The following is a 13,710-nucleotide window of genomic DNA, read 5'->3' as shown; positions in this document are numbered from 1 at the left end:
CCACCCTTCGGCACTCGAGGTTGATTCGCACTGTCGGGCTGAACGCACACTTTTTCAGTGCGCCATCACACTTAAACCTGCGCGCCGCGTGGCTTCACGAGACATTCACACGAGTGCTCGCACGCCAGGAATCAATACGTGCGCTTCCGCACAGAGCATCTGTTATGGAGATTTGATAGTTAGACCAGTCACAGGCGACTGCCAGGACTACATTTCTCCATCCATCTCCTTGCGGCGCCGAGCGCCGATCCAGCCGCCAGCGCGGCCTGCATCATCCTCATCATCAGCATCTCGTGGGATTCGAACGATGACGCAACGCCTTGCGATCGATGAAACGCCAGCACAGCCGAAGCGCATTTCGCATTCCCGTGACAATTTCGATGCGATCCGTCTGTTCGCGGCGCTTGCCGTCCTTTACGGCCACGCTTTCTACCTGACCGGAGCGTCGCCCATACCGTCGATATTCGGCAACGAGGTCGCCGCGATCGCCGTTAAGGTGTTTTTTATTATCAGCGGTTATCTCGTGACGGAAAGCTGGCGCAGAGACCCTTCGCCCAGCCGTTATTTGTGGCGCCGAGGTCTGCGCATTTTTCCGGGTCTCTTCGCTAACACGGTGCTGTGCGCGCTCGTGCTCGGGCCGCTTGTCAGCACCTTGCCGCTCGCGGATTATTTTCACTCGCCGCTCGTTCCCCGCTATCTGCAGAACATTATCTTGCGGCCCGCATCGTTACTGCCAGGGGTGTTCAACACGCTCCCTTACCCTAACGCGGTGAACGGTTCGCTGTGGACATTGCCCGTCGAATTCGGCATGTATCTGATCGCGCCGGTACTCGTATTGTGGCGCGGCGGGCAGAAGGTCCGCATTCTGGCCGGCTGCGTTGCGCTGTGCGCGGCCAGCCTATACCTGAACCACGTCCAGCCACTTACACTCGGCGCACATGGCAGGCCCATTCACGATGCGCTCAATGTTGCGCCATACTTTTTGCTTGGCGCGGCCTGGCGTATTGTCGCTCCACAAAGCGTATATAACGTGAAAGCCGCGCTATTTGCGCTGGTGTTAATGGCGCTCATTCCCGCCAAAGAAACGGCCTACGAGATCGCCTTATATGTGGTGCTGCCGTACGCGATTCTTTCGTTTGCGCTGGCCAAGCCAGCCATCCTGGGCTGGGCCGGCCGCTATGGCGACTTCTCGTACGGCGTCTATATCTACGCGTTTCCTGTGCAGCAAACCGTTGCGCTGTACTTCCACACCGCAAGCCGGCCGATTTTGAACGCCGGATTGTCACTGGTGCCCACGCTGTTGCTCGCGATCGCGTCATGGCATCTGATCGAAAAGCGCTTCCTCTTGCTAAAACCCCAGCGGCGCCAGGCCATGCAGAATGCAGTCAGCGCCGGGAGCGCCACGGGCTAATTCCTGCTTGAGGTCAAACATGAGGAAACATATGACGCTGGAACCGGCGCGCGATGAGCGTTTCAAGCGAAGCATTCAGCCTGAAACAATAGCTTTCCTGCCGCGTCTTTAGGCGCGAGGATGGGCTCGACATCGGCCGGCCAGGCGATACCGACCTCGGGGTCGCACCAGAGCAGACTGCGCTCATGCTCAGGAAACCAATAATCAGTCGCCTTGTAGACGAATTCCGCGGTGGGCGACAACACCAGAAAACCGTGCGCGAAGCCCGGCGGAATCCATAGTTGCCGATAATTTTCCGCGCTCAGACGTACGCCCGCCCATTTGCCGAAGGTCGGCGAACTCAGGCGCATATCGACCGCGACGTCGAACACTTCGCCATCGATGACCCGCACCAGCTTGCCTTGTGGATGATGAATCTGATAGTGCATACCGCGTAGAACGCCGTACGACGAGCGTGAATGGTTATCCTGCACGAACTCGACCCCTTGCGCGACGTGCTCGTTAAACTCCCTCGCGTTAAACGACTCGAAGAAAAGCCCACGCGCGTCGCCAAATACCGCCGGTTCGATTACCTTCACCTCGGCGAGCTCAGTCGGGCTCACATCGAAAGCCATATCGTCTTCTCCATTCCCAAAAGTATTCGTTTATTTGACTGCCGACGCGGCCCATCGGCAAACGGGTTCGCTGATCAGGCCCGCTTCTGGTGAGTCGTCTCTACCCAGTCCCGAAAGTCGCCGGTGGCGACCTCGTGCGTCCACTGTTCATGTTCCACGTACCAGCGCACCGTCCTCGCCAAGCCGCTTTCGAAAGTCTCGGCCGGTTTCCAGCCGAGTTCCCGTTCAAGCTTGCGCGCGTCAGTTGCGTAGCGCCTGTCGTGCCCCAGGCGCTCCGTCAGCCAGGTGATCTGGTCGCGATATGACCCGGTGCGTTTCGGCTTGTATTGGTCGAGCAGGTCGCACACGAGATGCACGAGGTCAATGTTCTTCACCTCATTCCAGCCGCCGATGTTGTACGCTTCGCCCGGGCGGCCTTTGGCGAGAATCTTGCGAATCGCGCTGCAATGGTCGCCTACATAGAGCCAGTCGCGCACGTGCTGACCGTCGCCATGTACGGGCAATGCACGGCCCATGAGCGCGTTGGTAATCAACTGCGGAATCGGCTTGTCCGGGAACTGATAGGGCCCGTAGTTATTCGAGCAATGGGTGGTGAGGGTCGGCAGGCCATACGTGTGACCCCATGCACGCACAAGATGATCGGCACTCGCTTTGGTCGCGCAATACGGACTATCCGGCTGGTAATGCGAGTCTTCGGAAAATGGCGGATCGCTCAGATTGAGGGAGCCGAACACCTCGTCGGTCGAGACATGGAGAAAGCGAAACGCGTCTCTCTCGTCACTCTGCAGGCCGTTCCAATAGCAACGCGCTGCTTCCAGCAACGTGTACGTCCCAACGATGTTGGTGTGAACAAAGTCGTTAGGGCTGTCGATCGAGTAGTCCACGTGATTTTGCGCCGCAAAATGCACGATGGCGCGCGGTTGATAGTCCGCGAGCAGCACGTCGATGGTCGAGCGGTCACAGATGTCCGCCCGCACAAAAATGTGACTCGGATCGCCGTGCAAGGGTCTGAGCGTGCCGAGGTGGCCTGAATACGTAAGCTTATCGACATTGATCACCGCTTCATCGACGCCATCCAGCCAGTCGAGAACGAAGTTCGCACCGATAAATCCTGCGCCACCTGTCACGAGAATCATGATTGTCCCTTTATCAATATCGGGTTGCTATATCGGCATCAGACCTTGCACCACTGCTTTGCAGCCCTAATTAGCACCTTATCAACGTCGACAGACATTCGCCTTCCAGCCGTGACGTGGCGTACTGCGCCACGTCTTCGATTGCTTCACGAATGGTCCAAGACAGCGCTCCTGGATACGCATCGAGAGGATGGCCCTGATGCGACTGCGAGCCTCGACGCGCGGCTTCGGGTGGCGCAGCCGCGGCGGTATCACTGTCAAACCGCGGCGTTAGCCATTTGGCGACGCCGGCGTTGGCCTAAATCCACCACCTATATCCGCGAAGTGGCAGCGCGCGAAGCAACCGGGCGATCCGCACCGCCCGCCAGTTCGCGCTCCAGAACATCAAGCAACTGGCGTGCTGACCGATCCCACCGGAAAGCACGAGCGTGAGTCTTGCCGCGCACACGCCATGATTCGCGCAGCGCGGCATCTCCCATCATCTGCGTCACCTTGTCGGCAATATCGTCTACGGAGAACGCGTTGCAATACATTGCCGCGTCACCGCACACCTCTGGCAGCGCCGCTTCGCGCGAGACAATTACGGGGCATCCGCAAGCCATGGCTTCAAGAGGCGGTAAGCCGAAGCCCTCATACAACGAGGGAAACAGGAAGCAGGCCGCGTTTTCATACAGCGCCCGCAATTCACCATCCGAGACGAATCCTGCAGCGATGATGTTTTTCGACATCTCGAAACCGGTTTTCGCCTTGGAATTGAAGACCCGCAAATCGCAGCCGCCGACGACCACGAACTTCCACTCGTGACGCTCGCTCAGGCTTTCGATCGCCGCGAGCACGCGGGCGAGATTCTTGCCGACCGAAAGATTGCCGACCGCGAGCACATAGCCATCGTTCGCGAGGTTCAAGCGTGACAGAATCGAAGTGTCTGGCGCAATCCTGTCAAAATGATCGACGCCGTTCGAGACCACGGAAATGCGCGATGCCTCGATGCCGAGGCGCGCCATGATTCTCTTCTTCGAAAATTCCGACACCGTCACGATGTGGCTAGCGTTGCGCTTGAGCAGCGCAAAGGCAAAGCGGTACCAGAGCCTGAACTTCCACGAATAATTTTCTGGTAAATCGTAGACCGCCACATCGTGCATCATGACGACCTGGCGCCGCGCAAACAGGGGACCGATGTTGCAAAGGCTCAGCAAGGTGCGGCCACCCGCCGCGAATGGCAACGCCAGTTGTTCCCACAAGGTGCCCTTCATCCAGCCGAACACGGTTTTTGCTTTCAGCAAGGGAACATCGGCGCGGGCGTCACCTGGAATCAACAGGGGCAGCTCAGCATCCTCAGGAAAGAGCCGCTGAAATGCCATAGCCAGTTCATAGCCGACACGTTGTACCCCGGTGATCCGTTGCGATGTAAATTTACCGTTGATTGCAAATCCGGCCGAAGGCCCCTGCCATTGCGATTTTCGTTTCACGCCGACATCAACAGGGTGTGCCGTCTGAACGGCCATGTCCGCCCGGCGGACTTCGGGCCGCTCCGTAGACTGGTTCATCAGATATCGCTCCAGAGGATCCCCAACTTCAAGAACGCGCCCACTGCACCGTGGTGCCAAAACACGCGTTTGGGGGCGGTTGCCAGCCTGTACATGGATGTATTAAGCGTTCGGGCACACGGGTTGATCAGTACGGTTTCACACATAGTCCCCGGCCGAATGAAGGTGTGATTCCGCACCGATCAAAGGGGTCGATGGGCCTAGTTTGGCGAAACCGGCTCACGCATCCCGCCAGAACAGCGGACCTGCATGCCGGCTTGAGTCCTCTTCGATCGGTGCCCTTGCCTATGTCCGAAACTGCAGTCCGAGGCCGTCTGGATCACATTGACGCGATGCGCGCTGTCGCCGTGCTTCTCGTCATGTGGACGCATTACGCCGAGCTCTACGCCCAGATAGCGGGTTCGCAACACGTGCTCGATACGTTGCAGCGTTCGGTCAATTTTGGCCGGGTCGGCGTTGTGATTTTCTTTGGCGTTAGCGGTCTGCTGATTCCATCCAGTCTTCGTGGGCCGTTGCGCGACGGCACGCGCCGCTTTGTGATCCGGCGCTTCTTTCGCCTCTATCCGGCCTTCTGGCTCTCGATACCGATCGGCTATCTCGCCTACTGGACCCTATTCGGCCAGCAAATGAGCGTGCTCGATCTGCTCGCCAACGTATCGATGATTCCCACTGCGTTCGGTCACGATGCCGTGATGGCGCACTACTGGACGCTTGAAACCGAACTGTATTTTTACGGGCTTTGCCTTCTGCTCTTCTGGATTGGTGCGTTGCACCGGATGCGTGATCTGTGTCTCACCTGTATCGGCTTGTGCGCGCTGTTCGTCGTCACGTCCGCCCTGAAGATCATTCCGCCGACCGCGCTGGGCCAATATAAGGGCATGCTGTTTCACCTTGCGATCATGTTCTGGGGCGCGTGCTTCCGCCAGGCTTACGACAAGCCCCAGATGCAGGTTGTTTTCGCCAGGTGGCGCAACGGCGCGCGGTCCATCTCCATGTCGTACCGCACCGCACTTGTTGGTCTCACCGCGATGCTCGTGGCTGTCGCCCTGCTGATGGCCGCGCTGGACCTGCACAAACACGATATGGAGCATTTGTCGGCGTCGATTGGCTACGTGGTTGGAATTGGCGCATTCATCCTGTTTGCAACCGTGGTCAAGATTCATCTGCGCCTGTTTGCGTGGCTCGGAGAGATCAGCTACTCCATCTACCTGTTACATGGCGTACCGCTCTACGTCATTAGCTGGTATTGCAGGGGCCACGGCTTGACCGGCGGCCCGCTGGGCCTTTATATGGCGGTGACCATCCCGCCTGCCATCTTGCTTGCCTGGCTGAGCTACCGTCTGGTCGAGGCAACCAGCATTCGCCTGGGTCACGCGTTGACATCGAGCCGCAAGCCGATTGTCGCTGAAAGCTTTGAAAGTTCGGTCCCGCACTGAGCGTAAAAGCAACGCACCCTATTTTGACGTTACCGCAGCGCCGAATAGACCGCCTGCTCGCCTTTTGCCGAATTCGCCGCTCGCACGCCACGCCGTGTAGCGGCTTGACCCGTTTGCCGGCATATCCGTGATCGACACACCGGACATGCGAAAAAAAGCTCACTTCACGAATCGTTTGCGCGCCCTAACGTAGTCGGAGATTTCGATGTACGCAAAAATGATTTCGATGCTGTTCTACATGTTTTTTACCTGCGTCGTCTTCAACCCGCAGATTTCTGGCGTCACGATCTATCTGTACGTCATGCTGCCGTTGCTCGACCCGGGGTTCATCAGCTATCTCACGGTCACTTTTCGCCGCTGGGCCATCCCGCTTGGCGTGGCCCTCCTGATCTGTCTGCTGAGTTCGCCGATGACCGCCGCCAAAGTGCTGTCCGTCGCGATCTGCGTGGGCTATCTGGCGTACACGTTCACGAGGCGAATCGACTATCTGAACATGTGGATGGCGATCAATGTTCTGTTTGGCGTCGCCCAGTTCATTGCCTACTACGTCGACTATGACCTTTCCGTCCAGCTAGGGCCGAATGCGGTCTCTACGATGTTGTGGGGCGCGTCCGCGACGCAAACCAATACCAACTTCTATGAGATTCTCTTCTTCGCCCGGGTTTGCGGGTTCTCGCGCGAAGCCGGTTTCTTCGCGTCGTTACTGGTCGCATCGTTCGTGCTGTACCTGATGCAGGACCGGCCGAAGAGCAAAATCATGATCGCGCTATATTGCGTCGGGCTCGTCATCAGCTTCTCGAAGGCATCGCTCGTGCTCGTGATTTTCATGCTTCTCTACTACATGCGCCGGCAGCTCCGCTCGATCCACCCATTAGTCTCGATCATCGGCTTTACTGCTATCTCCATGGCCCTTGCGTTGTATATGAGCCAGCATGATTTCTTCGGTTCCGAGACTTTCGCGCACCGCTTCGCCGGCTATCCCTTCATGCTCGATGCGCGTTTCGCGGACCTCATCAAAGGGATTACCTCCGGGCAGCTCAATGCCGACTATGACTATCTTCCATACGTCCACATGAACGCGGAACTGTACGAGATGAGCGACGTGACGTTCTCCAGTCTCCCCGGTCTTGTGTCGGATATGGGCCTGATCGCTGCGCTCGCGATGGTGGGGGTGCTGGCATTCACCGCAAGCGACGGCTTCGTGGTCCTGCTGTTCCTGCTGATCACCGCGACCGTCAGCGTCACGATGGTCACTTCGTTCGTACCGCTTGCCTATCTGATCTGTTACTGGCCGCGTATTGCCGCGTACAACGCCGAGCAGCGCCAGCGTCCTCACGCGCCGGCAGGCCGCGGCGCCTCAGCGTTGCGACCAACCTGACGGGGACGTCACTGGCCGCTTTATGTCACCGAGTTCGGCCGACGCGGCCAGAATACGTGGCCCGTCTGCCTGAGCGCTCTATCAGGGATTCCATGCAAACGACCTGCCCCAATCGACCTTCCTCCAGCACAACCGGGCTCGTGCGAGCCGTGCTTTCTGCCCTGTGCTTTTTGCTGATTTCGAGCGGGTGTTACGCACAATCTCAACTCCGCGTGGATAACTTTCCAGGCTCGCTGGTCACGACGGCGAGCGGGAAAAAGACCATTCGCTTCGCAGTACCGCCCAATACCGACATACGCGGTGCCACCCTGGCGGTTAGCGTCACGCCTTACAACAGCGACGGCAGAGTGTCCTATAGACGCGGGCCCTCGTTTACCAAAACCATCACCGCTGTCGAGACGGGTGGGACCATCAGTATCACCGTAACCACCCCTGGTTCAGGGCTCTTCCAGCTTGACGCCACGTTGACATCGCCCAGCGGCGACATACTGGCGCTCGCCACGAGTAGCGTGGCAGTAGTCACGAAACGCAACGAGGTGGGCCCCTCTGACTTCGGCATCGTGACGCACTTTGGGCAAGGCGGGACACCGCCCTCGGTGCTGCTCCCCTTGATCAAGCAAGCGGGGTTCTCCTGGATTCGGGACGAACTGTATTGGCAAGAGATAGAAAAGAAACCCGGCAGCTTCGCATTTCCGGCGAGCTACGATACCTATGTCGCGGCGACCGCTCAAATGGGAATCTCGCCGCTGATCGTGCTCGATTACGGCAACCCGGTGGCCTATCCCAAGCTGTTTGCGAAAACCGCCTTTCCTGAGACCCCAGAGACACGCGCGTTATTCGTTCGCTATGTCAACGCTGTGGTCAAGCGCTATGGTGCGACCGTCAAGCACTGGGAAGTGTGGAACGAACCAAACTTCAGCGACATCAGCTACGACAACTATCTCGCCTTGCTAAAGGACACTTACGCCGCCATCAAGACGCTCAGCCCCGATTCGACTGTCATCTCGTGCGGCGGCGGCGGAGCGGGCGGGGGTCCAGGTGGCGATTGCATCGTCGCAATCATCAACAAGGGCGGTCTGAACGATCAGGACGGCTTCAGCATTCATCCGTATATGCCGCCCAATCCGCCGGAGACAGGCTATAAGGGCAAAGGTGGTCCAATCGACGCAGTGAGCATTCCGACCACATGGCCTTATTTGCACGATTACACCGCGCAACACGTGAAGGCCAACGGCAAACCGCTGCAGGTCTGGGTGACGGAGCTGGGATGGCCGGTGAATCCCAAAGTGCCGGGGCAGGATGAAGCCACCCAGGCAGCCAATCTGGTGCGAAGTTACCTGTTGTCGCGGCGCTATGGGGCCGTGCGCGTGTTGTTCTGGTATGACTTTGTGGACGATGGCACCGACATCAACAACTTTGAATATAACTTCGGCCTGCTTCACAACGACCTCACGCCTAAACCGGCGTTTGTCGCCCAGTCGGTCCTCAGCACGACCTTGGGCAAGCGCGCATGGGGCAAGAGCTTGATCGACACCCCTGACATCAAGGTGTATCAGTACGGCTCCGATGACCGCGTTATCGTGGGCTGGACGCCTGGAACCGAGAACCGCACGGCCTCCGTCACCTTGCCGCCGGGCAATTACATTCAGCGCGACTGGCAAGGCGTGGAAACGCCCGTTACGATTACCGATCAGGATTTCAGCTGGCAGGTGGGGCCACTCCCCCGCTACCTGATCCCGGCGCGCGCGGGCAAATAGGCCGCGCGTGCGGGGTGCCGCGGCTCGCCTTCCAGGATCGCACCGCGTTCGCCACCCAAACAAAACAGGAAGGCCCGACATCTCTGCAGATGCCGGGCCTTCCTGTTTTGCACCTTAACCGTGCTACACCGGTCAGATGCCGCACTTAATGGATGAGTCGACGGTCACGCGTACTTGTTGCTCCATAACGTCTCCCGTACCCCTCTCGGCCATACCTTCGGATCAAAGCCGTGGTGTTTGAAAAGACTGAGCGCCAGGCGTTCCAGTCCAAAGCCACAGCAGCCCGTGTGCGCGGTTTCGCCGGTATCGGTCTGGATCTTCCACAGCGAGCTGAATTTATCGCGGTGATAGTTGAAGCTTCCGCAAGCCGTTACCTTGTCGGGATTGACGCCCGGAATAAGCAACTCAAATTTCAGCTGCTGCTCGCGTTGGCTGTCGATCAGCAGCTTCCCGGTGCGCCCAAAGAACGGATCATTGGCAACGCCAATCGATGACGGCAACTGCAGCCAGCGCATCATGAGCTTTGCATGTTCAATCCATTCGTCACGGAAGGCGAGAATTTGTGCTGGCGTACCCATCCGCACGAACTCTCGTTGTCTGAACATCAGCATGCGCTCGGGCTGGTTCGAAGGCTCGTAGCGGCAGCAATATGAAAAGATATCGACTAACCGGCCGCCAGGGGGCAACGGGCCACGTGCCGCCATTACGCCGTAGACGGGATAACACGCCACAGGCGTCATGACGATACGCGTCGGTTTCACGTCTTCTGTCCAATCCTCCTTGTTGTCGAGGCATTTGAGCAGACGTTGATGGCTGCGCTCGTTGCCGCAAAAGCTGAACACGGCGCCAAGCTGGTCCGGGAAATTGGCCCAGTAGCCGCTCTCCTCCAGTACCTGCCGGCTCATTGCTGGCGGAAACCGTAGCACTTCAACCTGCTTGCCTTCGCCCCACGCGCCGATCAGATCGCTAATCCCTTCGACCACGTCCTCAAAGACCTGGCTGCGGCCGTATAGGCCGTCTACGCCCGTAGAAATCAACAGGCCAGCTGCCAGCAACTGCTGCATGTATGTGGGATTATCCAACTCGTCGTCCTCGTCGAACGACTCAACCTCTACCTCGGCGACGTTGAAACCTGCGACCTGCTCTTCAGTCTGCGTGCTCATATTGGATTCCCAATGGAGTGACTGCATAGTCGAATTTGAAGAAGGCTACGTTCTTCTGACTCTGCTCTGCATTGCCTGACACCGGTGCATCGGTCTCTTTGTGGGGACAATGAAAGACCTGCCTTGCACCACGATCTGTTCGTCGTTGTAGTGTGTCCAGCCGTTCAAACTATCAGCCGAGGAACGCACCCGTTCTGTGCGGAATCACACTCATACCCGGGCCCCTAATAGGCTAGGGCGCGTAACATCAACGCTCGCCGGCTGTCTAGTCCGAATTGACATCGACGCCCCCGGCTCGCCGATCGCCATCAATACAAACTCTGTGCGAAGCCGCACCGAAGGACCAGGGGGAACCCGAATAGGATCGGTTATGGTGACGGGGTTTGCACCACGCGGTATGTGTCGCAAAAGCTGCAGCGTCGCGATGCGAACCGCGCGCCCCGACGTCATTTCTAACAACCCGTCATTCACCCGCTACGCTGCTTGAGCGCGCCCACCTGGCGACGCCCGGCCACGTAGTGTCCATGTAATGAGCCACATCCCTTCGTGGCGGCATGTTGATTCATTTCCAGCAGCCTTCTCGCCGCAATCTATGCGCTGGCGAGCCAGCAGTTGTACCGCCTTATCAACCTGACGTGGGAACCTCTACCATGCTGAAAGTCACCAAAGCCGTGTTTCCCGTAGCAGGCCTCGGAACAAGATTTCTGCCGGCCACCAAAGCCAGCCCCAAGGAAATGTTGCCCGTCGTCGACAAGCCGCTGATCCAGTACGCCGTAGAAGAAGCGATCGCGGCCGGCATCACCGAAATGATCTTTGTGACGGGCCGCAGCAAGCGTGCAATTGAAGATCATTTCGACAAATCGTACGAGATCGAGGCCGAACTGGAAGCGCGGGGCAAAGCGAAACTGCTGGAACTGGTGCGCAGCATTAAACCGGCCAACGTGGACTGCTTCTACGTGCGTCAAGCCGAAGCACTGGGCCTCGGTCACGCAGTGCTTTGTGCTGAAAAACTGGTAGGCGACAGTCCGTTTGCCGTCATTCTCGCGGACGACCTGCTGCACAGTACGCAACCGGTGATGAAACAGCTGGTGAACGTGTTTAACCACTATCACAGCTCAGTGGTGGGCGTCGAAACCATCGCGCCGTCAGAAAGCCGCTCGTACGGCGTTATCGATGGACGCGAGTGGGAAAAGGATGTGATCAAGCTCAAAGGCATTGTCGAGAAGCCCGCACCGGACAAGGCTCCGTCTAACCTCGGTGTCGTTGGACGCTACGTATTGATGCCGACAATCTTCCAGCATATCCGTGCGCTCAAGCCAGGCGCCGGCGGCGAACTGCAACTCACCGATGCGCTTGAGTCGTTGCTAAGCGAAGAGCAGGTCCTCGCGTACCGCTACTTCGGCACGCGCTTTGATTGCGGCAGCAAGCTCGGGTATCTAAAGGCGACCGTTGAGTTTGCGCTGCGACATCCTGAGGTCAAGGCGGAGTTTGAAGAGTACCTGCAAGGCTATCTGGCTCTGCAACCGACTGCCGCAGCCGCATGAGTTGCATGAACCACCGCTCTGGATAACACTAAAACCTCGCAACGCAGGCAACTGCGGTGCGAGGCGCTGGTTCTCTTCGCGAGACCTGCTCAGGTTCCTGCTTAGTCCTTAGTCTCACCTGGCAATTCAAGGCCTTCGCCACCGGGCGAAAGCCTTCCCTCCCAAGCAAACCTCGCCCAATCGTTCAATACGCGCCGTCGCGCTTCAAAACCACGCCTACGGTCTTGAAGATGATGGTGATGTCGTACCAAAGCGACCAGTTCTTCACATACCACGCATCCAGAAACACCCGGCGCGCGTAATCGGTGTCGTTGCGGCCACTGACCTGCCACAGCCCCGTCATGCCGGGCTTCGCCAGCAGATAGTAAGCCGCCTCTTCGCCGTAACGTTCGATTTCCTTGTCGATCACGGGACGCGGCCCAACCAGACTCATGTCTCCCCGTAGAACATTCCACAGCTGCGGCAGTTCATCAAGACTGGTTTTGCGTAGTAACGCGCCAACCCGCGTGACCCGCACGTCGTTCTTCAGCTTGAAGTCTTTGTCCCATTCGGCGCGCGCGACCGGATCGCGTTCCAGCAATTCTTTAAGCACCTTATCGGCGTTCGGCACCATCGAGCGGAATTTGTAGCACTTGAATTTCCTGCCATGCTGGCCGATACGTGTGTGACCGAAGAAGGCCGCGCCCCCATCCTTCGCTACCAGCGCTGCAAGAATTGCAAAAATAGGCAGCAGCATGATGACAAGAAAGCCACCCACCAGCAGGTCAAAAATCCGTTTCAACACTTTGGCCGAGAAGCGCGCGAGATTGTTCTGCACGCGCAACATCATCACCTCGTGCCCAAAGAAGTATGAGATGTCGGTGCCGTACATCGGCACACCGCGCATCGGCGCCATCACGGTGACATCACGCACGCCGTTCTTGGTGAGCCCGCGAACCCACATGTCACGCAATTCGCGGTGATCGTGCTCAAGCGCGATGACAACCTGCACACCGGGCAAGGTTTGAAATGTCGCGGGCGTCAGGCCGTGAAGAACTGGCGCGTCCGACACCAGCACCTTGTCGCCGTTTAACGCGGTTTCGTTATCAGGCGCGACATAGGCCACTACGTTCACACCGAGAAACGACTGACTCGACAACGCGTGCTTACTTTCCAGGGCGTTTTCACCACACCCGATAATCAGCGTCGGGCGCTTCCAGAGGCCGGCATAGTCCAGCGCGCGCTTGGTCAGAGAACGAAACACCGGCACGAAGACAAACGCGCTGCTCCACGTCAGGGCCCACCATCCGCGGGAAAACATACCTTTTGTCAAAGTGGTCAACGCGAGGTGAATGACGGCCAGCACGATCACGGTCCTGAAGATTTCCTGAAACTCGCGCCACATGGGCCTACGGCAGGTGTAATGCCGCAACCTCGCCCAGAACCATGTGGTCCCGCCCAATGCCAACATGAGATACGTCAGCATCGGATGGCTCGAGAAAATCGTCCAGATGGTAGCGGGTTCATCGATCGTGAACGTGCCAAGCACATGCGCGGCCAGCAGCAGCGCGACCGTGAAGCCAAGGAAATCCGCGGCGGCCAGCGCGACCTTGTTGGTCAGTGCGGGATAGGGCGTCACGCCCAGTCTCGGCAATGACGCGTACTCGATTCCGATGGTTGAGTTCACTTGGCATTTCCTCGCATTGAGCTGCCGGCAGACCATTCAAAGCAATTCCCAGACCTTC

At 58.1% G+C, this 13,710-nt stretch carries 10 protein-coding genes; 5 read left to right on the top strand and 5 right to left on the bottom strand.

What is annotated here, in order from left to right; genetic code table 11:
- Window positions 1-307: 307 nt before the first annotated feature.
- Window positions 308-1,411, top strand: a complete 1,104-nt coding sequence (locus WCA85_RS01530; RefSeq protein ID WP_424061291.1) for an acyltransferase family protein — start codon at window positions 308-310, stop codon at window positions 1,409-1,411.
- Between the two features lie 62 nt (window positions 1,412-1,473).
- Here the strand turns inward: WCA85_RS01530 and rfbC are convergent, their stop codons facing one another.
- The 3 genes from rfbC to WCA85_RS01515 form a co-directional block, all read right to left on the bottom strand.
- Complete coding sequence (gene rfbC / locus WCA85_RS01525; RefSeq protein ID WP_424061290.1) at window positions 1,474-2,025, bottom strand: dTDP-4-dehydrorhamnose 3,5-epimerase; 552 nt, start codon at window positions 2,023-2,025, stop codon at window positions 1,474-1,476.
- Between the two features lie 74 nt (window positions 2,026-2,099).
- On the bottom strand, window positions 2,100-3,161 hold the full coding sequence (rfbB, locus tag WCA85_RS01520) for a dTDP-glucose 4,6-dehydratase (RefSeq protein ID WP_424061288.1): 1,062 nt from the start codon (window positions 3,159-3,161) through the stop codon (window positions 2,100-2,102).
- Between the two features lie 311 nt (window positions 3,162-3,472).
- On the bottom strand, window positions 3,473-4,708 hold the full coding sequence (locus tag WCA85_RS01515) for a glycosyltransferase family 4 protein (protein WP_424061286.1): 1,236 nt from the start codon (window positions 4,706-4,708) through the stop codon (window positions 3,473-3,475).
- A 287-nt stretch (window positions 4,709-4,995) separates the two neighbouring features.
- On the opposite strand from WCA85_RS01515, the gene WCA85_RS01510 reads away from it, so the two are divergent.
- From WCA85_RS01510 to WCA85_RS01500, 3 genes are all read left to right on the top strand, one after another.
- Window positions 4,996-6,144 (top strand): acyltransferase family protein, encoded by a 1,149-nt coding sequence (locus tag WCA85_RS01510; RefSeq protein ID WP_424061284.1) that lies wholly within the window; start codon window positions 4,996-4,998, stop codon window positions 6,142-6,144.
- A gap of 205 nt (window positions 6,145-6,349) precedes the next feature.
- Complete coding sequence (locus WCA85_RS01505; RefSeq protein ID WP_424061283.1) at window positions 6,350-7,522, top strand: hypothetical protein; 1,173 nt, start codon at window positions 6,350-6,352, stop codon at window positions 7,520-7,522.
- A gap of 212 nt (window positions 7,523-7,734) precedes the next feature.
- Window positions 7,735-9,279 carry a beta-glucosidase gene (locus tag WCA85_RS01500; RefSeq protein ID WP_424061281.1) on the top strand — a complete coding sequence of 515 codons (1,545 nt, stop codon included), beginning with the start codon at window positions 7,735-7,737 and terminating at the stop codon, window positions 9,277-9,279.
- A 164-nt stretch (window positions 9,280-9,443) separates the two neighbouring features.
- Here the strand turns inward: WCA85_RS01500 and WCA85_RS01495 are convergent, their stop codons facing one another.
- Window positions 9,444-10,442, bottom strand: a complete 999-nt coding sequence (locus WCA85_RS01495; RefSeq protein WP_424061279.1) for an amino acid--[acyl-carrier-protein] ligase — start codon at window positions 10,440-10,442, stop codon at window positions 9,444-9,446.
- A gap of 650 nt (window positions 10,443-11,092) precedes the next feature.
- Here WCA85_RS01495 and galU point away from each other — a divergent pair.
- On the top strand, window positions 11,093-11,986 hold the full coding sequence (gene galU / locus WCA85_RS01490; RefSeq protein WP_424061277.1) for a UTP--glucose-1-phosphate uridylyltransferase GalU: 894 nt from the start codon (window positions 11,093-11,095) through the stop codon (window positions 11,984-11,986).
- 184 nt (window positions 11,987-12,170) lie between these two features.
- On the opposite strand, the gene wbaP is transcribed toward galU, so the two are convergent.
- A complete protein-coding gene (gene wbaP / locus WCA85_RS01485) occupies window positions 12,171-13,688 on the bottom strand; it encodes an undecaprenyl-phosphate galactose phosphotransferase WbaP (protein WP_424061275.1) in 1,518 nt (505 codons plus the stop codon).
- Between the last annotated feature and the right edge of the window lie 22 nt (window positions 13,689-13,710).

The organism is Paraburkholderia sp., assembly GCF_049581445.1.
Classification (GTDB): domain Bacteria; phylum Pseudomonadota; class Gammaproteobacteria; order Burkholderiales; family Burkholderiaceae; genus Paraburkholderia.
This window is presented reverse-complemented; position numbering and strand designations above follow the sequence as displayed.